Origin of the sequence: Pseudidiomarina insulisalsae (genome assembly GCF_003987065.1) — a bacterium.
Classification (GTDB): domain Bacteria; phylum Pseudomonadota; class Gammaproteobacteria; order Enterobacterales; family Alteromonadaceae; genus Pseudidiomarina; species Pseudidiomarina insulisalsae.
Genome location: NZ_PIPY01000003.1, coordinates 176691 through 199728, shown reverse-complemented (window position 1 = coordinate 199728; position 23038 = coordinate 176691). Strand labels below are relative to the sequence as shown.

Genomic DNA, 23038 nt, shown 5'->3' with positions numbered 1-23038 from the left:
TTACTCCTTTAGAGCGTAAAACGAAATTGGTAGGCGCCTGTTGCGTCGGGCCTTCCCAGAAATACTAACATATCAGCGACTTCGCGTGGGGTTTGCGTGGTCGGACGCATGCTGCCCGAAATGGCAATACGGGGCGACTGTTGCGTGCCGCCGATCACGGTCTCAAAACTAAGGCCAAGACGATTGTCCGCGGCCATATCGGCGACAATCTCGTTGCCGGCATTACAACTCAGAAGCGTGCTGAATTCACCCAGGTCGCTCCAACGCTGATTAAAACGCACCTCAGTATCGCGGCTGACCACGCGGGCCTGTAACTCATTACACCAATGCCCGTCAGCAAGATCATTTAGTTGAAACTGCTGTACATTAAGCGACCAGTCGCCATTGAGGGTAACAGGCACCGGCAACTGATAGGTCTGAATGGCCTCTTGCAGATTACCGGAAAATTCTCCCTGCAATTGCACCGCACCGTTTATACCCAAAGTGGCCGTGCCGCTGCCCTGCACGGTATTACCCGATGGCACACGAAACGCCAGCTGCGCCTTGCCAGTGAAGAGCGCCCATGGCTGCAACTGCCATTGCACCTGGTGAAAGGTTAATGTTAACTGCTGATTGGCCGGCGCACTAACCGAGGCCTGGCCGTCCCAGAGCGTGCCGGAGATGGCGCTCAGTTCAATACCGCTTTGTGCGGGAATAAACCACAGCAATAAACGTGCCGGAGCGAACACGACTAAGCCGATAAGATAAACCGGGAGCAGCCAGAGCAACCAGCGCCAACTCATGCCAGACCTACTTTCAGTCGTCGCACATGCACGTGGCCAGGCTTACCGGCACGGGTTATATCAAGCTGCTCGACCACCAGTCCTGATTGGCGTTGCAACGCGTCAATAAAGGCCAGCACCTGATTAAACGGCACGTCATTCATGACCACCACCAGCGATTGTCCTTCCGGATTCAGCCGCCCGACATCAAGGCGCAGCTGGCTGGCCTGCTGGGTGACAATACGGGGGATATCGCCAAGGCTTAAGTTTGACTGACGTGCCGGGCCAGGGCTTTGCGGTGCCTGCTGACGCAGCGCCAGATAACGGCCGGTATTCTCGCGCACCCATGCCAGCGTCTCCTGCTGCGCGTCGCGTTGTGCCTGACGGGCATCAATACCGTTCTGTAGCGGCTGCCACAGAGCAAAATAAACAATGCAAATGGCCAACACCACACCGGCCAGACTAACCAGTAATTGTTCACGGCTATTCAGCTGCTGCCAGCGCTGTTGTAACTGTTCAGGCCACATAAATTAACTCTCCTTGCGAACTTCAATGGTACCGGTGACCGCACCATTCTGATTGGTCACCTGGCCCTGATTCACACTTAACCCGGTTTGCGTTGCTGCTTCCTGAAAGCGTTGCAGGCTGTCAAAGTCGCGGGCATTCACTTGCAGCTGTAAGGTGGCGTTATTATAACGAATGTACTCCAGTTGCAAATCAGGTGTGCTGGCAAAAGCCGGCTCCAGCTCCCCTAACATGCTGACGCCACCAGTGGCCAGGTCAGCGCCAGCACTATTGCTCATACCTAAGCCTGCAAGTTGCTGCCGCAGCTGACTACGCACGTTCACAATACGTGTAGTTTGTGGGAAAGCTTCACGGAAGGTTGTTTCAATGGCCGCCTGCAACTGCTCGTTTTCCTCCCCCAACTGCAGATAGGTGGTCAGCTGCTGGCCGAACAACGCCAGCAATGCGATGGCCGCGGCGATGGCGGCCGGGCGCCAGGGTAATTGCAGGTTTTGCTTACGGCGCTTACGCACTGGGCGATAGTCACCCTGGCGCAAATTAATGCCATTCTGCACGTGCGCGGCACTGGCAACCTGCAGCGGCATTTCAAACTGGTCGGTAATATCTTGCGCGTCGCTGGTAAGTAGCGGCGGATAGTCGGTGCTGTAGGCCTGCCACTCGCCCTCACGGACCAGCAAGCTGTGACCAAGACGTAACTGTGCACCACCTTCTACTACCGGCAACGCAAAGTAATCGGGATACATTGCGTCGACCTCAAGGTTAGCGCTTTGCAAGGCGTCAAGCCACTCACGCATGCGCTCTTTTGCGACCACGGTGACCGGAATCGGCACGTCGACGCCACCCGGGCGCGCATTGGCTGGCCAGGCAAAATGCAGGCTGTCGATGTCACTGGCCAGCTCGTCTTCCAGCGTATTAGGTACCAGTTGCGGCAACAGCCGTTGCGAACCGGCAGGTAGTCGTACCTCGGTCAGCAGTACGTCCTGACCGGGGACCAGCACGGTCACAGTGCAGCGCTGTGCTTTTTCGCTAAGCTGATGCAGTTGGCCGCTGTCGCTTAGCTCGCCGCTGGCAATGACTTCACCCTGGCCCGGGTGCCAGATCAGCCAACGCACCGGCTGCGCCAGATGAATGTAGAGCTGTTCCATTAAGGTTCTCCTCGTCCACGCATGAGCACGATGGCCTCGCTCTCACTGACGTAGAGTTTACTTTGCCCACTGAGCGTCATCTCGCCGTAGTCAATGTGGGTGTCTAATTCAAAATAATTACTTTTTACCACGAGATCGTCAAACATACCGCCCAGTGACTCTGCCGTAATGCCACTGGGTCGCGGCACGCCGCCAAAATTCGGGTTGATCTGCTGCTGACTGGCCTGCGCCAGAATCGAGTTATTGCGCGCGTCTTCCACCTTGTCATAGCCGCCATCCGGTCGGTTATCAATCGCTGCCGTACCGGCGTCGACGGTCAGCGCGCCAAGACTGATGGCGTGCAACACTTCACCACGCGCGACGGTATTAATATTCAGCTGAAGCCGGTTGCTGTTGGGTATAACACAGACAAACGGCTTTAGTGCCTGGTAAATCTGCTGACTCACGCCGCGCACCAGGCGCAGCTCGCTTTCATGCACAAAATAGTCATTCGCGGCCTGGTAAGGCACGCTCAGACTCTCATAGTCGGCGCGCTCAGCACCGTAACTGCTGCTCATCTGCTCGTCATTGTCGAGCCAGTCGGCCATACTCTCAACAATGACATCGGCCTGATAATCATCAATATTTTCGTCTGCTGCCTGCAGCAACATCCGCATTTGTACTTTACGCCGAACCAGTTGTTCGGTGCTCAGGTTATCGCCTTTTAGCGCATTCAGATTGAAGCAGCTCTGCAAATCTGTGATTGCCGCCTTTGCCAGCGCGCCGCCCTCAATGGGGTACACCCGCTCTTCTACGGTTTGCAGATACCAGACCTGGCCCTGATGAATGACACCACGGCTATCGCGCACCTGTACCTGTAACAGCTGCCGGGCAATTTCTTCAGCACTGAGCCAGTACCAGTACGACTGCTCGCTGTCCTGGTAATTCATGGTGCGCACGACATTCATTTGCATGCGCTGACTCAGCTGCACCGCCAGTACCGTCACCAGTGCCACCACTAATAAAACCATGACCAGCGCGACGCCTTGCTGACGCGCCGGTGGCACACTGTAACAGTGGTTACGGGCTCGGTGCTGGGTCACTGAAGTCGCCTCCGTTTAACAAAAATACCCGCACAATGGTGCCCCAATAGTCACTTTCTACCGTCACCTCAACACCGTCAGGTATAGCCATGGGCCCTTCACTTTCTTCTTCCTGCTCCTGGCCTTTGACAATCGGCGTAATGGTGATATCGGTAATACCTTCCAGCAACACGCGCTGCACCGGATCACTACTCTTGCTCATGTCGGGGTAGCTGTAGTGCTCGCGAATGAGCTGCTGGTCATCATTGACAAAATAGCGAAACGGCTGCAATTCACTGCGCGGCAACAGCTGCCCCGGGTTAAACCAGCCAGCCCTGACATAGTGCTCACCACTTGGTGTACGGCGCGATACGGTCTGGCGTAAATCCTGCTCAATCAGTAACATGGCCTGTTGCAACTGCAGCAAGGCCGTACGCGCTTCGCTGCTTTGCTCGTTGGTGCGCATCATGGTATTGACGACCGCGGCGCTCGCCAGGCCGATAATGGCAAACACCACAATGGCCACCAGCACTTCTACCAGCGTAAAACCGCGCTGCCTCATTCGCTTACCCTCAGATAACGCCCGAGGCGATAGCTGCTGTCGTTGCTGTTTTCGCTGGTGCTGACGCTCACTTCGACATACACCACTTCGTTCGTCACGGTTTCGGTAAAGGTGGCTTGCCAGTACCACTGCTGATCGGCGATGGTTTCACTGCCTTTTTTGACCTCTTGCGGTTCATCGTCAAGCGAAATCCGCGCCAGCGCATTTGCGGCGGCATAGCGTGCCAGCGTGCGTTCCTGCAGATGAGCGAGATCATTCAGATGATTGGTCGCCGCGGCCACGCCGGCCAGCGCCGCCATAGCAAAAATCGCCAGCGCCGCCATCACTTCCACCAGAGTAAAACCGCGTTGACACTGCATCAGGAGGCTTCCGCGGAGTTCGCCGCTGCTTCGCGCAGCGACTGCAAGGTTACCTGATAACCATCGTCACTGCTTATCAGCCAGCCGTACCCGGCCAGATTGTTCAATGGCTGTAGCCGTAACTTGAATACGGAGATGTCACCACTGCCCAGAATCCACAGCTGCGGTTGCTGCGCTTCGCGCTCTTCGGCACTGACGCGGGCATCTTCGGGGGGCGCGAAAAAGGCCTCCACCGCGTCCTCATCCTGCCCTAGCAACGCTTCAGTTTCGCTGTCAATTTCGTACACCACGCCTTCGGGCCATTCTTGTGCGCGCAAGCCACGATAATCGAGCGGCTGCCATTTTTTATCCTGCCATTGCACAAAGGTGTAGCCCCGCTCGTCCAGCCTTAAACCCAAAATGGCATGGCGTAGCAGCGCGTATTCCTGGGCATAGCGAATGCGCTGATAGAGATCTTCCGCGCTGTCATCAAGGGCATCATTCTGTTGATCAGGCACGACAAAGGTCACCGTAATTGCCATCACCGCAATGATGGCAATGGTGACCATTACCTCAACCAGGGTAAACCCCTTAGTTTTGATCAAGGTTCCAGTTGCCGATGTCATCGTCGGTACCTGGCTGACGGTCTTCGCCAGCAGAGAACACGTCAATCTCGCCGTACTCACCCGGGCTTAGCATCAGGTAGTCAGCACCATAGGGGTCAGTTGGCAGACGGCGGATGTAGCCGCCCCGGCGATAGTTGCGTGGTAACGGATCCATCGTTGGTTCGTTCAACAGCGCTTCGAGACCCTGCTCAGTGGTCGGATAAGAATTGTTGTCGAGCTTATACTGCACCAGCGCATTTTCCAGCGCGATGATGTCAGATTTGGCTTTTTGCACGTTGGCCTGTTCGGCCGAGCCCAGCACGTTGGGCAGAATAAGGGTCGCTAACAGTCCTAAAATGACAATGACGACCATGATTTCAATCAAAGAGAAACCTTTCGTAGTTTTCATAGTACCTCCACTTTACAAGCCGACGGCTTGGTTTAACTGCAAGATCGGCTGAATAATTGCCAGCACAATAACCAGCACCACGGCGGCCATGACAATAATCAGCGCCGGCTCAAATACCTTCAGTGCCACGTTCATGGTGTTTTCGAAGTCGCGGTCCTGATTGTCGGCCGCGCGACCGAGCATCTGTTCCAGTTCACCTGATTTCTCACCCGCTGCAATCATATGCAGCATCATCGGTGGAAATAATTTGGTCTGCGCCAGCGCGGCGCGCAGCGATGAACCTTCCCGTACTCTGTCAGCGGCAGCGGTGACCGCATGTTGCATGGCGCGGTTACCGAGTACCCGCGCGGTAATTTGCAGACCTTCAAGCAAGGGCACCGCCGAAGCGGTCAAAATGCTTAAGGTGCGGGAGAACCGCGCGGTGTTCACACCTTTTATGACATTGCCGATCATCGGTAGTTTCAGTTGCCAGGCATGAAACTTGTCGCGCCGCTCGGGCTTTTGCAACAGCTGTCCGCCAATGACCAGCGCCAGCAAAATGCCGACTAACATAAAAGGCCCGAAGGTTTGTAAGAACTCACTTACCGCCAGTAAGGCGCGGGTAATAAACGGCAGCTCCTGTCCCAGGTCACCAAACTGCTCGACAATTTGCGGTACCACTGACACCAGCAGGAAAATAATCACGCTGACCGCGACCAAGGTCAGCACGGCCGGATACACCAGCGCCTGCGTCAACTGACCCTTCAGCTGATTACGTTGTTCAGTATAGTCGGCCAGGCGGTTGAGTACTTCGTCGAGATGCCCTGAGCGCTCGCCCGCCGCCACCATCGCGGTAAAGAGTTTGTCAAAGATATGCGGATAATCGGCCATTGCCACTGCCAGCGAATAGCCTTCCACCACGCGCGAGCGCACGGCCATGACCAGTTTCTGTAAGCGCGGCTTGTCGGTCTGTTCGGCAACGGCCAGTAAGGCCTGTTCAATCGGCATCGCAGCGGCCACCAGAGTCGCCAGCTGACGGGTGATGAGCGCCAGGTCGGCGGCACTGATTTTACGGACGCGGCGGCGCGCCAGCCAACCTGAAACACCGGTGCGGGTGGTCGCGGTGGCGCTAGCACTTTGCTCGGCGACGTCAACGCTGACTGGCAGCAGGCCCTGATCCCGCAATAGCTGCCGGACCTGGCGCTCGGTATCAGCTTCCATGACGCCATTTTTCTTGCGCCCCTTGGCGTCCAGTGCCTGGTAGGAAAAAGCTGCCATTTTTATTCCTCGCGCGTCACACGTAACACTTCTTCACGTGTGGTAATGCCTTGCGCGACTTTGTCCAGACCGTCCTGACGGATACCCGGCGTTGACTGGCGAACGTATTTTTCGATGGCCTGTTCGCCATGGCCGTTATGAATGAGCTCGCGAATGGTCTCATCGACCACCAGCAGTTCATGAATACCGGTCCGGCCCCGATACCCGGTAGAGTTACATTTGTCGCAACCCACCGCACGGCATTCCTGACTGCCCGCTGTGACAGGTACTTTACAGTCGTCACATAAGGTCCGCACCAGGCGCTGTGACAGCACTGCCAACAGCGATGAGCTTAGCAAGAAGGGCTCAACGCCCATGTCTTCCAGTCGGGTAATAGCGCCAGCGGCGGTATTGGTGTGCAGGGTCGATAACACCAGGTGACCGGTCAGTGAAGCCTGCACTGCAATTTGCGCGGTCTCGACGTCACGGATCTCACCCACCATGACCACGTCAGGGTCCTGCCGCAAAATGGCGCGCAGGCCACGGGCAAAGGTCATGTCGACGCGCGGGTTCACCTGCATCTGACCAATGCCTTCAATGGCGTACTCAATCGGGTCTTCAACGGTCAGAATATTGCGATCTTTAGAGTTAATATCCATCAGCCCGGCGTACAAGGTGGTCGATTTACCCGAGCCGGTGGGACCTGTGACCAGAATAATGCCGTGCGGTTTTTTAATCAGCTCGGCAAAGATTTTCCGGTTGGCGTCGGTCATGCCCAGTTGCTGCAGGTTCAGCCGCGCGTTGTTCTTGTCGAGCAAACGCAGCACGACGCGCTCGCCATGGTTTGACGGCATGGTCGAGACCCGCACGTCGACCGCGCGCCCGGCAATCAGCAAGCTGATACGACCGTCTTGTGGCACCCGTTTTTCGGCAATATCAAGCTGTGCCATCACTTTAATACGCGACACCAGTAGCGAGCTGAGTTTGCGGTTCGGGCGAATGACTTCGCGCAGCACGCCGTCAATACGAAAACGCACCAGCAGGTCTTTCTCAAAGGTCTCGATATGAATATCCGAGGCGCCCTCTTTGATGGCTTCCGAAAGCATGGCGTTAATCAGCTTGATAATCGGCGCGTCATCTTCGCTTTCGAGCAAATCTTCGGTTTGCGGTAACTCGTCTGCCAGCGAAAATAAATTGGTTTCATTACCAATGTCTTCCATCAGCTGTTTGGCTTCGGAGGAGTCGCGCTGATACGCCTGCGTGAGCAATGCATCAAAGGCTTCGTTGCTATGGCGGGTCAGGTTAAATGGCTGACCGAGCGCGCGCCGTACTTCAAGCAGCACGCCCGGCGTGATGTCGTCACGGCAATGCACGGTCAGCGCCGTGGTCTCGTCTTCACTGTCGGCGACCACCACGCCATGACGCTTGGCAAAACCAAATGGCAGGCGACGCGGCGCTACCCGTGCCGCCAACTCAGCCACTTGCGTTTCGGCAAGATCAGTCATTACCTTTATCTCCTTTGCGCTCATCAAGGTACTTCTGCAACTCAGGCGGAATGGCCAGTTCGCTGTCTTCAAATTCTGACAACACTGGTGTCTCGGTATTTGGCATCAGGGTCACGCCCTGGTCCTGACGCTTCAGTTGTTGCGCGCGCATGTAGTTATACTTACGGCTGCTGACGCCAGTGGCGGTTGCTGAGTCACGGACTATGGTCGGGCGCAGGAATACCATCAGGTTGCGCTTCTGCCGCGTGGTTGAGGTACTGCGGAACAGCGCGCCCACCAGCGGAATGTCACCGAGCAGCGGAATTTTCGACTCACTTTCCTGCACGTCCTCATCAATCAGACCGCCCAGTACAATGGTGTCGCCGTCGTCGGCCATGACCGTGGTTTTCAGCGTTCGTTTATTGATGGTGATATCGACCGCGGTCGCACCACTTAAGCTTGAAACTTCCTGCTCAATCACCAGCTGCACTGCGTCACCTTCGTTAATTTGCGGTGTGACATTGAGTTTAATACCAATGTCTTCGCGTTCGACGGTCTGGAACGGATTGGTATTGTTATCGCCGGCCGTGGAGCCGGTAATGGTTGGGACCGATTGACCGACCAGGAAGGACGCTTCCTCGTTATCGACGGTCATAATACTGGGCGTGGCCAGAATGTTCGACTTGGTATTCGTTGCAACCGCCTGCAAGATCGCACCCCAGTCATTCTTCACCACGCCAATCATCATGCCGTTCACATTACCCAGCAATTGCGCCAGCAAGCTCACATCACCCGGCTCATCCGGCTCGGTAGTGGTGACAATATTGCCGTCGACCACAGTTTGCGTGGTACGGCCCTCGCGCTCACGCGCCTGATAGGCTGCCGCGGCCAATGGGCCAATCGGCACCTGCCGACCATTTTGATACTGCACCATACCGCCGTCTTCAGAGATCCACTGCAGACCCAGGTCAATGCCGTCGCCTTCAAAGATTTCAACAATAATGGCTTCGACGTGCACCTGCGCGCGACGGATGTCGAGCTGGCGGATCACGCTTTCCAGATTGGTTAACAGATCAGGCTGCGCGGTAATGACCAGCGAGTTGCTGTCTTCATGGGCCGAGATACTGATGTTCTGCTGACTACCACCGCGCGCACCACGGGCCATACGCGCTTGTTGCGCGGCCCCACCAGCGGCATTGTCCAGTTCGGCCTGAATGCTCTCGCTCACACCCTGTAAGACATCAACCAATTCTTTGGCCTTGGCATATTTCAGGTAATACACTCGGGTATTACCCTCGGTTTTTAAGTCCTGATCGAGCTGGTTAATTAACTGCACGACGCGCTGACGCGCCCGCGGCTCACCACTGATAATGACGGAGTTGGTGCGCTCATCGGCCACAATTTTCGGGATCAGCAGCGCCGGGGTGCCCTCATTGGTTTTTTCAAACAACGCTGAGGCAATACGGACAATTTCGGCAGCTGATGCGTATTCGAGTTTCACCACGTCAACGTCCTGGTTACCGGCGCGATCGACGCGCTCGATAATTTCGGTCAGGCGCTGCACGGTTTCGCTGCGGCCGGTGATCATAATCACGTTCGACGGATCGTAGCTGACCACGTTGCCACCACCGCTGCTGTCGGCAAGTAAACGCAACAATGGTGCCAGCTCACGTACGCTGACGTTGTTGACCGGCACCACGCGGGTTACCAAGGTGTCACCGCCCAGGGTATTGTCGTCGACCACCGGAATGGCGCCGTTACGCGCGTCTTTGTCACGCATGACTTTCACCACGCCCGACTCCATAGTGACCGTGGCGAAGCCATAGACTTCAAGCACGTTCAGGAAAAACTGCCAGTACTGCTCTTCACTCATAACGTCGTAACTGCGCACGTTAATGGTGCCGCGCACATCAGGGTCGATAATCATGGTTTTACCCAGATTACGCCCCACCACCTGAATGAATTCGGTAATGTCGGTATTCTTAAAACTAGCTGCATACTGTGCAGCTTCCTGATTGGCTTGCTGGCCAGCCTGCTGGGCAAAGGCATTGGCACTTACGCCGATAGCGCAAGCCAAACTCATGCTGCTGAGCCAAATCGATGCGGTGGTCAAAATGCGCATAGTTGGTCCTATTGTTCTCGTGGTTCTGGTTACTCGCTTGGAACCGCTAGCTCTAAGTCGAGATATTCTTCATCGCGCAGGACAGTCACTATAATTTGCCGCGCGTTGCGTAATTCACCAATGGCTACCTGAGCACTGGCGACGTCGGTTAAATCCTGGCCGTTAATGGCAACGGCAATGTCACCGGTTTTAAAGCCGGCGCTGGTAAACAGCTCGGGATATTTACCCGGGCTCAGCCGGTAGCCCTGTAAGCCTTCACTGGACATGGCCGGGCTAATCCGAATGTAATCAAGTAAGGCCGCGCTTTCACCGCCACGCCGTAAGTCGCGGTAGGCCTGCTGGGCATCGGAAACTTCGCGCAAGCGCGCATCGCTCATCGGCGGTTCTTCTTCTGTGTTCGCAGCAGTGCGTTGTTGGTTCTCAAGGGTCAGACTAAGGCCTTCGCTGAGTTCACCAATGCCTTCTAGTTCCAGTGTTTCCAGGACGCCGTTATTGTTCAGAATGACCCGGTCAGCGTAAATTTCCTCAATGCTCACCTGCGTGCCGCTGATTTTGTCGCCAATGACGTACACTTCCTGCCGGCGATCTTTTTCGATAATGGCCGCAGAACGCTCCGGGATGGTGCTGGCAGAGACGCCGAGTAAACGCACATTTAATTGGGTTTTTGGCGCATTCCGGGTATCAGATGCAGTCACCACCGTGGTGCCAAATAAGTCCAACCGGGCAAGACCGGTGAGATTTGTCTCACGCTCGCTGGTCTGGTTTTGTACCTGCACTGCCAAAGGCCCGCTGGCAGGCGTGCTGGTCGGTGCCAGTAGCTGCCAGGTTAGTTGCGCCAACAGCCAGACCGCGTAAACGGCAAATAACGCCGTCAACAACCAGAGTCCGGCGCGCAATACGCGCGGCTCGCGGGCTAAGGAGGCAAAGCGCTTTAGTTGTGGGTTCTCAATCGGCATTTTTCTAATCGTTATAATTTTGTGACAGCACGAAGATTAAGCCATTCTAACCCTTCAGGGGTAAAGTGAACAGATCAAAATGGGTGATTATGGTATAATGCGTACAAAATATTACACAGTGATGATGCCGTATGAATTACCCAGTTGACCAACTTTTTCGCTATACATTTTCTGAACAGGACGTGCGTGGCGAGCTCGTTCAATTAAGTAGCAGTTATCAGCGCATGATACATGGACACGATTATCCGGCTCCAGTTCAACGTTTGCTTGGTGAATTGATGGCCACTACTGCGTTATTAAGTGCCACTTTGAAATTTGAAGGACAGATCAGTTTGCAATTGCAGGGTGATGGTCCGATTAATTTTATTACCGTCAATGGTAGTCACGAGCAGGATTTGCGCGGCCTGGCGCGGGTACGTGAGGCCATTGCCGACGATAATAACGACTTTCGTGCGCTATTTGGCAAGGCAGTGCTTATTATTACCATTACGCCGGACGACGGTGAACGTTATCAGGGCGTGGTCGATGCCAACGCTGATTCACTGGCGCAGGTAATTGAACGGTATTTTGCCCAATCTGAACAATTGCACACGCGTCTGTGGCTGCACGCCGATGGCGAACACGCCGCCGGTATGTTTTTGCAGGTAATGCCTGCGGCCGGGCACGACCGCAGCGGCTTTGAACATTTAGAGACGCTGACGGCCAGTATGACCGCTCACGAGCTGTATACCCTCCCCGGTGAAGAAGTGCTGCATCGTCTCTATCACCAGGAGCAGGTGGAACTGTACCGTCCGCAGCCGGTGACCTTTCATTGCGGCTGCTCGCGCGAGCGCACCCTTGAGTCACTTTCAGCAGTGCACCCTGACGAGCTGCGCCAGATTCTTGCTGAAGACGGCGAAATCGTCATGACCTGCGACTACTGCCTGAGCGAATACCGCTTCACCGAGCAAGATCTGTAACCGGTAGCCCGTAGTTCTACTACGGGCCCCAACCTGCCACGCGCGCCGATGCAACTTATCACCCCGGCGCGCGCCGCGGCAATGGCTCGCTTTGGCACCACTGTTATTGGGAACACACCATACGCAATGAAATAGAGCATCATCTCTATATTCTGTATTGCTGTTATAATCCAGTGAAACACAGATATGTTGAAAATGCCCTGGATTGGCCTTATTCAACACTAAGACGATACCTGGCGAGCGGTAGATATCCACCGGAATGGGCAGATATTAATTTCACCTGGCTCGACGATGTATTCGGCAGTCATGAAGCGTAATAGGGTTCACTATGGAAAATGTACGCCTGGATAAGTGGTTATGGGCGGCACGCTTTTACAAAACGCGGTCGCTTGCGCGGCAAATGGTGCAGTCAGGTAAGGTGCATGTAGATGGCCAGCGTCCCAAACCTTCAAAGACCATTAATGTCGGCCAGTTGATTAAATTGACCCGCGGTTATGAAGTGATGGAAGTGGAAGTCTTGGAGCTAAGCGATCAACGCCGCGGTGCGCCGGAAGCGCAGAAGCTCTATCAGGAAACCGAGGCTTCGAAAGAGCGGCGCGCGAAAGAGGCGGAGTTACGCAAAATGAACGCGCTTTACAATCCACATCCTGATCATAAACCTGACAAAAAAGAGCGCCGGGAACTTCTGAAGATGAAGCGTTGATCGCTGGTCGTAGCTGGCATCGGCGCACCTGGCAGGCTAGGCCCGTAGTAGAACTACGGGCTACGTTTATTATTACTCAGTTGGGGTGATCTGTACTTCTGGGTTCGAGCGAGTTAGATAAAGCACATCGACGAGATAATTGCCGAGGTCGATGGTGTGATCCCAGGTATCTGCCGTCATCCGGGTGACGGTTGCGAGCGGTGCTGCGCTTTGCGTTGCACTACGCAGCTCAGTCACGGCCATCAACTCCATACCGTGGCTGCGCATTTCAATGACCGGCGCCGCCACCTTTTCACTTTCGTTCAACTGCACCCAGCCCTGGGTATACGTTTCGCTTTCTAGCCCTTTAAAATAGTGCACACTTTGTGGCAGATCGGCTTGTGTTTGTAAGCAATAGCTGGTGCCATTGGCCAAGGTGATCTGCTGACATGCGCTGGCATCAGACTGGGTTATGACCGTCGCGTCGGGCGCAAAATGGAACATCATTTGATAATCAAGCGCAAGATCGGCATATACACTGGCGGCGATATCGACGATGGTCCAACGTGGGCCCTGCCCGGTCGTCTGACTAAATACCATACGAAAATACTGATGGTCCGGACCGCTCACTTTACCGATGCTGTAACAGAGCCCATGTTCACATCCTGCAGCGCGCACCTCGCCACCGGCGATGAGTTCGGCATTGTTCTGCACCGTTAAAACGTTATGCGCGAACGCTGAGGAAAAGTAATCACCGGCGTTTTCTGCGCCGCCACTATCGACCAAAATCGCCTGTCCGTCGTACGCCGCTACCACATTACCGGCATCGTGATGGCCTTTGCCTTCCTGGCGCTTGCCATAATCAGTAAACGTATACGTCTCTGGCTTATCAATGCTGTAACCGGGTCGCTGTATTACATAACCCTGCTCTTTGGCCAGGTAGCTCGCCATCAGCGGTTCGCCTTCAGTGCCGCCAGACGTCAGATAACGGACAAAAGAAGAGTCAATACCTCCTGACTCAGCGGCAGTGTTCACCCGCTCGCGCAAGTCTGCTTGCCCGTAATGGGTATTCCCCATTGCAGGAGCTTCCCCGTGACCGAAAACCAGATGGCTTGCAAAGTCATTCATGGCGCTGAGCAACGGATAAAAATCGATAATATTTCTATCATGGGCAACCAGGTTCAGCCCGTTGGCATAACTAAACAGCTCAAGTGCCTCAACCAGCCGCTGTGTCGACTGCTCCCGGGTAGCGCCAGATGCTTTGTCGACCAGGACATTGTAGATATAGAGAATATTTTCGGACGCGTGAGCGGTATATTTTTCGGCATTATTGGTACCCGGTAAAATCACACCAAGGTTCATGAGTGACACGGCATGGTAAAGCCCGTTGTGTTCGCCGCTGTAAACGTAATTCGTGGAATAGCCAAGCAACACGTCCGCATGCGCTTTCATGGCATCCACATAGGTCGCATTGTCGGCGGCGTTCAGTTCGCTACGAAAATACTTATGGTAAAAATACGCCAACGCTTCCAGGCGCCAGGCTACAGCGAGGTTGTCCCAGGCTGCTTCTTCATTGGCGCCAACGGGTACCTTCTGTAGATAGTCGAACAGGTAGAATTTGATTTTATCGAGTAAGGCGGCATCACCGCTCTGCTGATAGGCAGCGTCAAAGGCATACAGCCAGCCTAAACCGTGATAATCCCGTTGCCAGGCCAGACTTTCGTACGGATTTTCGTACCAGGTCGGTTGCTCGGGTAGGGTCCAGGGTTCAAAAGCTGTTGTCACCGCCTGAAACAGTCCTTGTTCGACCAGCAGCTCGACCTGAGTATCCGTTTGCCATAGCTTACCGCGCGTGTTGGCTAGCACATCTGCCGGAGGCGATTTGTAAATATTAAAATTATTGCTGGTCGCCGCACTATTATTAAAAGACGCTGTGACATTGGCCATTGATGAGACCGCGTAAGTGTCTTTAATCGGCTGTGGCGCAAGCCAACGAATGGTTGCGCTACGCTGTCCGTTCTGCACCCGGACAGTTTCTTTATCAATGTCCTTGCTCGCCGACAAATCAGTCAGCGTTAAGCTCACTGACGCATCACTGGTGACTGTCTCGCTTAGCGTTACCTTCACAGTGAAGTGATCGCCGCCCATAATGCCAAAGGTGCCAGCCTCAACCTCTACTGAAGCGACCGTCGCTGTCGGTAGTTTTTCAGTGCCACCTCCGCCGCCGGTCTCCGAACCGCCACCGCAGCCAGCGAGTAGTGAAACGATACAAAACAATACGAATTTAGGTGTTTTCCCTAACATTATGGTGGTTCCAATAATTATTTTTCTGGGAACAAAAGAAACGCCCCGGTCGGGGCGTTCGCTCAAACAGTTGGTAGGCTACTTATTAGCTCCAGGAGCTATCCTTAGTCAAGAGTTTTTTTTGCGCAATGCACTATTTGCGCTTGATAAACTTCATCAGGCGTTTGCGTTTGCGCTGCTGCGACAGGGTGAGCTGGTTTTTGCGACCGGCGAAGGGGTTTTCCGATTCGCGGAATTCGACTTTGATGGGGGTGCCCATGACGCCGAGCGATTTGCGGAAATAGTTGATCAGGTAGCGCTGATAGGCGCCCGGCAGATCTTTCACCTGATTACCGTGAATGATAATGCGCGGCGGGTTGTAACCTCCGGCATGGGCGTACTTTAGCTTCACCCGGCGGCCCCGTACCAATGGGGGCTGGTGCTCGTCGACGGCCATTTCCAGAATTCGGGTGAGCTTCGAGGTGCCGACACGCTGTGTGGCGCTGGCATAGGCCTCGAGCACTGACTCGAACAGGTTGCCGACGCCGCTGCCGTGCAGTGCCGAAATAAAATGCACCCGGGCAAAGTCGACGAAGCCTAAACGGCGATCGAGTTCGCGCTTGATCTCTTCTTTATGATCCTGGCTCAAACCATCCCATTTGTTGACTGCAATCACAATGGAGCGACCGGCGTTGAGCGCGAAGCCAATCAGGTTGAGATCCTGATCCGATACGGTTTCGCGCGCATCCAGCACACAGATAACCACGTTGGCGTCTTCAATGGCTTGCAAGGTCTTTATGACCGAGAACTTCTCAACGGTCTCATCGATTTTACCGCGGCGGCGTACACCGGCGGTGTCGATAAGAATATACTCGCGACCGTCGCGTTCCATTGGAATATAAATAGAGTCGCGGGTGGTGCCGGGCATATCGAACACGACCACCCGCTTTTCACCAAGAATACGGTTGGTAAGTGTTGACTTACCTACGTTCGGGCGACCGACGATGGCAAGTTTAAGGGGTAGTGCGTCGTAGTCGATTTCGTCGTGAGCAAGATCTTCAGGCTCAGCTTCTTCGTCGAGTTCCCCCGCAGTAGAACTGCGGGCTACTGACATATCCGGGTAGTCGTCGAGTAACGGGGTAAAGCATTTGTGTAGCAGGCTCTCAACACCACGACCGTGGGCGGCAGCAATGCCGTAAACTTCGCCTAAACCCAGCTCGTAAAAATCAGCCTGCGCTGCTTCAGCGTCGATGCCGTCGATTTTGTTGGCGACGACATAAGCTTTCTTGCCTATCGAGCGTAAATGCTTCGCGATGCCAAGGTCAGCACTGGTGATACCGTCGCGGGCATCGACCATAAAAAGAACAACGTCTGCTTCATCAATGGCGCGCAGTGACTGCGACGCCATTTCTTTATCGATACCTTCTTCATCGCCATGCACACCCGCGGTGTCGATGACAATAAATTGGTAACCATCGTAATCGGCCTGGCCGTATTTACGATCGCGGGTAAGACCAGGAAAGTCCGCTACCAGTGCGTCCCGGGTACGGGTCAGCCGGTTAAACAGGGTGGATTTGCCCACATTCGGGCGCCCGACCAGGGCCACAACAGGTAACATTCTTAATTAATCCTTACCGCGAGTAAACTACCGTCGCGTGTTTGTACATAAAGCGTGTCGTCAGCAACCACAGGCGCCACGTAGACATCGCTGTCTACTTCAAGACGACCGCTGACTTCACCACTTTGCGCGTCAATAAAATGCAGGTAACCAAAAGAGTCACCGACAACAATGTGGCCGTTAAAATAAACCGGAGCTGTCAGACCACGACCTTCAAAGTCGTTGTTAATCCATTCCTCGATACCGCCTTCGATATCAATGGCATAAACGCGATCATCGGAATCGGTGGCGAAAATGGTACGGCCGTAAATTTCCAGGTTCTGATACGACGAGTACTCACGTTGCCAGACCACCCGGCCCGTACGCATTTCAACCGCCGCTAACTGGCCATTGTAGGCAATGTTGTAAATCAGCTCACCGCGCATCACTGGCGCCGTGTCCACGTCAACCAGACGTTGCAGCTCCGTCGCACCGGATGGCATCGCCAGACGCGCTTCCCAGACCTGCTGGCCGTTATTTAATACCGCGACCGTCAGCTTGCCGTTAGCGGTGCCAAAAATTGCACCGCCGGCAGCGATCAATGGTGCACTAGTGCCGCGCAAAGACAACGCCGGCACGTCGGTAACCATGCTCCATAACTGCTCACCGGTTTCGGCGTTCAGACCAAACACCTTGCCGTTGCTGGCCGTGACGACCACATAACTGGCGTCGACCGCCGGGTCAGACAGAATTTCAGCTTTTACATTGTTGTGCCAGATGACGCTGCCGTCGTTACCGTTCAGCATAATCACGTCACCGTTTTCGGTGCCCAGCACGACTTTGTCACGGTAACTGACAAGGCCGCCGCTGATGCGTAACGATTCAGCACCGCTCAGCCAGCCTTCGCCCTGTGCCGCGAACTCAGCTTGCAAGTCCCGTGCCCAGACACGTTTACCGGTGTCGCGCTGATAGCCAATGACCATGCCTTCGCGGTCAGCAACGACAATGTGCTGGTCAACAACCGTTGGGTTCAGACGCGAAAAAAACTCGCCGACACCATCACCGGCGCTGGCTTCCCAGGCCACGCTGGGCGTGACGCCGGCGTTAAAAGGTTGCAGTTGTTTGTAGGTGATCTCTTCATCACTAAAAATTGAGCAGCCACTTAAACCAAGGGCTACGGCGACAAGAAGACCACGCTGCAAATACTTTAACTGTTTCATGAGGCCGCCGGGATGCTGTTGAGTTTGGTTTCAACCAGTACAGTTGGAACACCTGCTTCAGTTGCTGCCGCAATGGCATCCTGATAGGCCTGACGCGCGCCTTGCGCATCGCCCTGGGCCATCAGCACGTCACCGCGCAATTCAGCTGCTTTGGCCTCGAAACCTTCCACCTGGGCAATTTGCTCAAGTGCAGAGAGTGCCGCGGGATAATTTTCCTGCGCCAGCTGTAAGCGGGCCAATCGCAGGTTCGCCACATGCTTCAGTACGCCTTCGGCACTTTCGCGGGCGCTTTGCAGGCTGTCGATGGCTGCGCTCAGGTTACCGGCTTCGGTGGCCTGATGGGCCAGCTCAAAGGCTGCCAGGGTCGCGTAGGTGCTGCCTGAGGCTTCGCTGACAAATTGCTCTGCCTGATTCATGGCTTCGCTACCGTCAGTTTCAAGCTGGGCGACAATTTGTTCGTACTGCTGCGACTGCGCTTCTTGTTTTGCCAGAGTCTGCGCGTCGTAATAGCGCCAGCCGTAAAACAGGCCAAAACCGATCACAAGGCCGGCGACGATGCCTTTGCCATGCTCTTTCCAAAATGCCTTGAGCTGTTCGACTTGTTGTTCTTCTGTTTCCATGTGGACCTCTGAGTGAAATCGTTGTTCGTTATTCGTGCGCTGCGCTTTTCGAGCGCTACGCTTTTCGTAAATTATGCTTCTTTATTAGCAACCAGCGTGATCACGTCGGCGATGGTTGCGGCGCTGCGATCGACTTGATCGCGGTCGCGTAAGTGTTTAATTTCAAAGTCGTCGTCGCGGATAATCACGGCGTACTCGGCGCCGGACTTGTCCGCTTTGGCAAGCTTTTTCTTCATGTTCTGGCTGCCGCTGTGCAATTGCACGCGCAAGCCCTGTTGCTCGTTACGAAGTTGTTCGGCAACGGCCGGCGCCTTAAGTTCCGCAGCTTCGTTCAGGGCAATCACATACACGTCAACGGTTTGCGTTGCCGGAATCTTATCCTGCGAGGCCAGCAGCAGTACCAGTCGCTCAATACCCATGGCAAAACCCACGGCCGGGGTGGCTTTACCGCCCAGTTGCTCAACCAGTCCATCGTAACGGCCGCCGGCACATACCGTACCCTGCGCGCCAAGTTCGGTGGTCACCCACTCAAACACGGTGCGATTATAATAATCAAGACCACGGACCAGACGCTCATTGAGAACATACTTAATGCCGGCAGCGTCAAGACGCTGACACAAGCCGTCGAAGTGCGCGCGTGACTCATCGTCCCAGTATTCAGATAGTTTCGGCGCATTTTCCAGTACTTGTTGTGTCTCGGGCGACTTGCTGTCGAGCACGCGCAGTACATTGGTGTCCAGACGACGCTTTGAGTCTTCGTCAAGCTGGTCTTCATGAGCACGTAGAAACTCACGCAGGGCGTCACGGTAGCGGGCGCGGGCTTCGTTTGAGGCCAACGAGTTCAGTTGCAGTTCAACCTGGTCACTGATGCCAAATTGCTGCCACAGCCGCGCCGACAGCAGAATGACTTCGGCATCAATGTCCGGGCCTTCCATACCAAAGGCTTCAATACCAAACTGGTGAAACTGGCGGTAACGGCCTTTTTGCGGACGCTCGTGACGGAACATCGGGCCCATGTACCACAAGCGCTGCGTCTGGTTATACAACAGTCCATGCTCGTTACCGGCGCGCACGCAACTAGCGGTGCCTTCCGGACGCAAGGTCAGACTGTCACCGTTGCGATCGTCAAAGGTGTACATCTCTTTTTCGACGATATCGGTTACTTCGCCGATCGAGCGCTTGAACAGGTCGGTGCTTTCGAGCACCGGCATGCGAATTTCCTGGTAGGTGTAGGACGCCGCCACCTGGCGCAGTACGCCCTCGACAAACTGCCATGCCGGACTCTGGTCCGGCAAAATGTCGTTCATGCCACGAATTGCTTGGATAGTTTTTGCCACGATGTCACTTACCGTCTGGTTTATCTGCGTTCAAATTTAAAAAATGGCGGGTAGTATACCGCAGCTTTACCCTTGCTTCACAGGAATCTGTTCAGCTTCGAGCTGTTTTACGCGGGCACGGATGTGACGCTCAAGTTGATCGACCAAATCCATGTTATCCAGGCGCTCTTTCTGACGCTCGCCCTTGATGTAAAAGCCACTTTTATTTTTTGCGCCGGCCAGACCAATTTCGGCAACCATGGCTTCGCCCGGACCGTTCACCACGCAGCCGATAATGGACACGTCCATTGGCGTTACGACGTCTTCCAGGCGTTGTTCCAGCGCGTTGACGGTACCGATCACGTCAAATTCCTGACGCGAGCAGCTGGGGCAGGCAATAAAGTTAATGCCGCGGCTACGGATGCGCAGCGACTTGAGGATATCAAAACCAACTTTGACTTCTTCGACCGGATCCGCAGCCAGTGAGATACGGATGGTGTCACCGATACCTTCAGCCAGCAGCATGCCAAGACCAATGGATGACTTCACCGCGCCACTGCGCAGGCCACCGGCTTCGGTGATACCCAGGTGCAACGGCTGCTCAATTTGCCGGGCCAACAGACGATAAGATTCAACCGCCAGAAAAACGTCCGAGGCTTTCACGCTGACTTTAAAATCAGGGAAATTCAGGCGATCAAGAATATCCACGTGGCGCATGGCTGATTCAACCAGCGCTGCCGGGGTTGGCTCGCCATACTTTTCCTGCAGGTCTTTTTCCAGTGAACCGCCGTTTACCCCGATACGGATCGGAATATTTCTGTCGCGCGCGGCATCGACCACCGCGCGAATGCGTTGCTCATTACCGATATTGCCGGGGTTGATGCGTAAACAGTCAACGCCGTACTCAGCGACCTTCAAGGCGATGCGATAATCAAAATGAATATCGGCAACCAAAGGCACCGGGCTTTGCTGCTTGATAAATTTAAAGGCTTCGGCCGCGTCCATGGTGGGCACAGAGACCCGCACAATATCAGCACCGGCCGCGGCAATCGCTTTGACCTGCTTCACGGTGGCTTCGACATCGGTGGTTTCGGTGTTCGTCATTGACTGCACCGCAATCGGGGCACCGTCACCAATAGGAACATTGCCCACGTAAATGCGGCGGGAAGGACGGCGTTTTATCGGGTTCTCATGCATCATGTTGTTACTTCAAAAGTCTTAATCGAGCGTTAAGGTCACACTCCGGTCACGTACATAGCTGTCGAGATTCACGTTCTCGCCATTGTAAGTGATGGTGACCGCCTCAGGTCTGCATAAGATAATATCAAATGGCGGCTCTCCCGTCAGCGGCATGCGATAACCTTCTGCTTTAACACCAATCGCGATCTCTTCACCGGTGGCGTCGGTAACTTTCACCCAGCAGGCTTGATTAAAGGCGAAGACCAGTTGTTCTTCTGCCGCGGCGGTGACGGTGCTCGGTGCGTTTGCTTCGTTAGCGGTAATGACCAGCGCCTCGGCAGCTTCTGCTGCAGGCGTTGTGGTGCCGGTTCCGCTGGCTGGGTTTTCAGTCGGGTTTTCGGCCGGGTCTTGAGCTGGGTCTTCAGTCGGGTCTTCCGCTGGCGTAATATCGGCCGGGATTTCGCCGGGAATGTTCTCTTCGGGCACATCCAGGCTCTCAGGCTCAATACCCGGCTCGGCTTCTGCCGGTGTCATTTCTGTACTGATTTGCGCGGCCCGGGCTTCGGCCTCAGTCAGGCGCTGGGTAACTTGCGGCTCAGGGCGCACCACTTGCGGTATGTTCTGGCTGGCTTCGCGTTGCTGCTGGGCCTCTTGTTCGGTCGGCGCATCTTCACTACCAGTAATGGTTGTCAGGCTAAAACCGCTTTCCTGCCACCACCAGATAAGTACCAGCGCCAGCACTGAAATAATAATGATGTAGCTGATCCACTTCAGCCGGCTGTCGTTACGCTCCCGCACTTTGCGACGCGAAAAGCTCTGCATTTTTACATTGCTGGCCTGGCTCACGTCATAGCCATGCTCACGATAGGCCGCGAAAATCTCTTCTTCACTGACCTCAAGTGCCTTCGCCATCGAACGCAGATAGCCGCGAACAAAGGTCGGCGACGACAGTTTTTCGTATTCATCAGCTTCAATGAACTGCACCACAGCCAGGCGCAGGCGTAGACTATCGGCCACCTGCTGTTGTGTAAGGCCCTTATTCTCGCGCGCTTCGGTCAGCAGTTTACCTGGTGTACGAGTCGGTTGTGCTGCACCTTGTTCAGGCGCTTCATCATTAAATAGGTCTTTGTCTGAGGTCATGGGTTACTTCATCATGATTTAGTTTTGGCCGCGCGTGCCCGATACGTTTGCGCTTGGCGGGAATCGGGAAAACGCGACAATAAAAGTTCACCGAAACTGCGTTGCCGGACGCGGTCGTTCTGATAGCGCGCCAGTTCACTTTCCAGCCAGAGATACTCAGGGGAAAGTTGGGGCAGTTGGGCACGACGTGCGAGCACGTCCGCAGCATCCTGATAACGTTGTTGCTCTAACAATACCGCAGCGTAGGTTTCAAGAATAGTGCTATTTCGCGAACTATGGTTGATTGCGCGCTGGAAGTACTGATCGGATTTTTGCAGATCACCGGCCCGCGCCGCGCAACGCGCTGCGTTTTCATAGGTTGCGGCAACTTTTACATAATCGGGAATCTGCAACGCGCGGTTAAAATGTTGCTCGGCGGCCTGATAGCGCCCCATTGAGCACAGTAATGCGCCCAGGTTGTTGTGGGTGTCGCCGTTGTCCGGTTGCAACTGAATGGCGCGGCGGTAATACTGCTCGGCCATCTCGTAGTCTTGCACGCGCTGATAATAAAAAGCCAGTCCGGTTTGCACCGCTGGATTTTCAGGCGTGTAGTCACGGGCTTTTTCCAGGTTCACGCGCGCCTGCTCGTAATTACCGGTCTGCAAGTATTGTAAGCCCAGCGCCAGGCGGGTCGCTGCGGCTTCCCTGGCGTTGAACTGCTGTGCGGGTTTTTCCTTGCCATCAACGGTGCGCTGGCTGACACAGCCAGTGCTGAGTGTCGCCAGCAGGATGACGCTTACAGTATGGAGCAAAATTCGCATGTCAGGCCCTCTTCGGTTATTCGCTATGCTACCTTGAA

The 23038-nt window shown here is 54.8% G+C and carries 22 protein-coding genes; 2 read left to right on the top strand and 20 right to left on the bottom strand.

Annotation, left to right across the window (positions count from 1 at the left end; all coding sequences use genetic code 11):
* Window positions 1-8: 8 nt before the first annotated feature.
* From CWI71_RS03930 to gspC, 12 genes are read right to left on the bottom strand one after another with little or no spacing between them, the layout of a single operon-like run.
* The gene (locus tag CWI71_RS03930; RefSeq protein ID WP_126753954.1) at window positions 9-782 is read right to left on the bottom strand and encodes a type II secretion system protein N; all 774 of its coding nucleotides are present in this window, start codon (window positions 780-782) and stop codon (window positions 9-11) included.
* Window positions 779-1288 (bottom strand): type II secretion system protein GspM, encoded by a 510-nt coding sequence (gene gspM, locus CWI71_RS03925; protein ID WP_126753953.1) that lies wholly within the window; start codon window positions 1286-1288, stop codon window positions 779-781. Before gspM ends, CWI71_RS03930 begins: the two co-directional genes overlap by 4 nt.
* Before the next feature lie 3 nt (window positions 1289-1291).
* Complete coding sequence (gene gspL / locus CWI71_RS03920; protein ID WP_126753952.1) at window positions 1292-2431, bottom strand: type II secretion system protein GspL; 1140 nt, start codon at window positions 2429-2431, stop codon at window positions 1292-1294.
* Window positions 2431-3513 (bottom strand): type II secretion system minor pseudopilin GspK, encoded by a 1083-nt coding sequence (gene gspK / locus CWI71_RS03915; RefSeq protein ID WP_126753951.1) that lies wholly within the window; start codon window positions 3511-3513, stop codon window positions 2431-2433. Before gspK ends, gspL begins: the two co-directional genes overlap by 1 nt.
* Window positions 3491-4054: a type II secretion system protein GspJ gene (locus CWI71_RS03910; RefSeq protein WP_126754029.1), complete on the bottom strand. Its 564-nt coding sequence runs from the start codon at window positions 4052-4054 to the stop codon at window positions 3491-3493. The genes gspK and CWI71_RS03910 overlap by 23 nt, the downstream gene beginning before the upstream one ends.
* Complete coding sequence (gene gspI, locus CWI71_RS03905) at window positions 4051-4413, bottom strand: type II secretion system minor pseudopilin GspI (protein WP_241967615.1); 363 nt, start codon at window positions 4411-4413, stop codon at window positions 4051-4053. The genes CWI71_RS03910 and gspI overlap by 4 nt, the downstream gene beginning before the upstream one ends.
* Window positions 4413-5018, bottom strand: a complete 606-nt coding sequence (locus CWI71_RS03900) for a pilus assembly FimT family protein (RefSeq protein WP_126753949.1) — start codon at window positions 5016-5018, stop codon at window positions 4413-4415. Before CWI71_RS03900 ends, gspI begins: the two co-directional genes overlap by 1 nt.
* Window positions 4984-5406, bottom strand: coding sequence for a type II secretion system major pseudopilin GspG (gene gspG / locus CWI71_RS03895; RefSeq protein WP_126753948.1), 423 nt, complete (start codon window positions 5404-5406; stop codon window positions 4984-4986). The genes CWI71_RS03900 and gspG overlap by 35 nt, the downstream gene beginning before the upstream one ends.
* Before the next feature lie 12 nt (window positions 5407-5418).
* Entirely contained in the window at window positions 5419-6663 is a 1245-nt protein-coding gene (gene gspF / locus CWI71_RS03890; protein WP_126753947.1) for a type II secretion system inner membrane protein GspF, read from the bottom strand.
* A gap of 2 nt (window positions 6664-6665) precedes the next feature.
* Window positions 6666-8171 carry a type II secretion system ATPase GspE gene (gene gspE, locus CWI71_RS03885; protein WP_126753946.1) on the bottom strand — a complete coding sequence of 502 codons (1506 nt, stop codon included), beginning with the start codon at window positions 8169-8171 and terminating at the stop codon, window positions 6666-6668.
* Window positions 8140-10248 (bottom strand): type II secretion system secretin GspD, encoded by a 2109-nt coding sequence (gene gspD, locus CWI71_RS03880; protein ID WP_241967614.1) that lies wholly within the window; start codon window positions 10246-10248, stop codon window positions 8140-8142. The genes gspE and gspD overlap by 32 nt, the downstream gene beginning before the upstream one ends.
* 29 nt (window positions 10249-10277) lie before the next feature.
* Window positions 10278-11204 (bottom strand): type II secretion system protein GspC, encoded by a 927-nt coding sequence (gene gspC / locus CWI71_RS03875; RefSeq protein WP_126753945.1) that lies wholly within the window; start codon window positions 11202-11204, stop codon window positions 10278-10280.
* A 131-nt stretch (window positions 11205-11335) separates the two neighbouring features.
* On the opposite strand from gspC, the gene hslO reads away from it, so the two are divergent.
* Together hslO and hslR are read left to right on the top strand one after the other, a co-directional pair.
* Window positions 11336-12163 (top strand): Hsp33 family molecular chaperone HslO, encoded by an 828-nt coding sequence (gene hslO / locus CWI71_RS03870; protein WP_126753944.1) that lies wholly within the window; start codon window positions 11336-11338, stop codon window positions 12161-12163.
* Window positions 12164-12491: 328 nt separating this feature from the next.
* Entirely contained in the window at window positions 12492-12866 is a 375-nt protein-coding gene (gene hslR, locus CWI71_RS03860) for a ribosome-associated heat shock protein Hsp15 (RefSeq protein WP_126753943.1), read from the top strand.
* 72 nt (window positions 12867-12938) lie between these two features.
* On the opposite strand, the gene CWI71_RS03855 is transcribed toward hslR, so the two are convergent.
* The 8 genes from CWI71_RS03855 to pilW all read right to left on the bottom strand — a co-directional run bounded on the left by CWI71_RS03855 (window position 12939) and on the right by pilW (window position 23000).
* Entirely contained in the window at window positions 12939-15149 is a 2211-nt protein-coding gene (locus CWI71_RS03855) for a heparinase II/III domain-containing protein (RefSeq protein WP_126753942.1), read from the bottom strand.
* A 133-nt stretch (window positions 15150-15282) separates the two neighbouring features.
* Window positions 15283-16746, bottom strand: a complete 1464-nt coding sequence (gene der / locus CWI71_RS03850; protein WP_126753941.1) for a ribosome biogenesis GTPase Der — start codon at window positions 16744-16746, stop codon at window positions 15283-15285.
* A 2-nt stretch (window positions 16747-16748) separates the two neighbouring features.
* A complete protein-coding gene (gene bamB / locus CWI71_RS03845; RefSeq protein WP_126753940.1) occupies window positions 16749-17945 on the bottom strand; it encodes an outer membrane protein assembly factor BamB in 1197 nt (398 codons plus the stop codon).
* Window positions 17942-18565, bottom strand: a complete 624-nt coding sequence (locus CWI71_RS03840; protein WP_126753939.1) for a YfgM family protein — start codon at window positions 18563-18565, stop codon at window positions 17942-17944. The genes bamB and CWI71_RS03840 overlap by 4 nt, the downstream gene beginning before the upstream one ends.
* Window positions 18566-18636: 71 nt before the next feature.
* Complete coding sequence (hisS, locus tag CWI71_RS03835) at window positions 18637-19902, bottom strand: histidine--tRNA ligase (protein WP_126753938.1); 1266 nt, start codon at window positions 19900-19902, stop codon at window positions 18637-18639.
* 66 nt (window positions 19903-19968) lie between these two features.
* Window positions 19969-21081 carry a flavodoxin-dependent (E)-4-hydroxy-3-methylbut-2-enyl-diphosphate synthase gene (ispG, locus tag CWI71_RS03830; RefSeq protein ID WP_126753937.1) on the bottom strand — a complete coding sequence of 371 codons (1113 nt, stop codon included), beginning with the start codon at window positions 21079-21081 and terminating at the stop codon, window positions 19969-19971.
* 18 nt (window positions 21082-21099) lie between these two features.
* Window positions 21100-22200, bottom strand: a complete 1101-nt coding sequence (locus CWI71_RS03825; RefSeq protein ID WP_126753936.1) for a RodZ domain-containing protein — start codon at window positions 22198-22200, stop codon at window positions 21100-21102.
* Between the two features lie 11 nt (window positions 22201-22211).
* Entirely contained in the window at window positions 22212-23000 is a 789-nt protein-coding gene (gene pilW / locus CWI71_RS03820; RefSeq protein WP_126753935.1) for a type IV pilus biogenesis/stability protein PilW, read from the bottom strand.
* Window positions 23001-23038 lie beyond the last annotated feature (38 nt).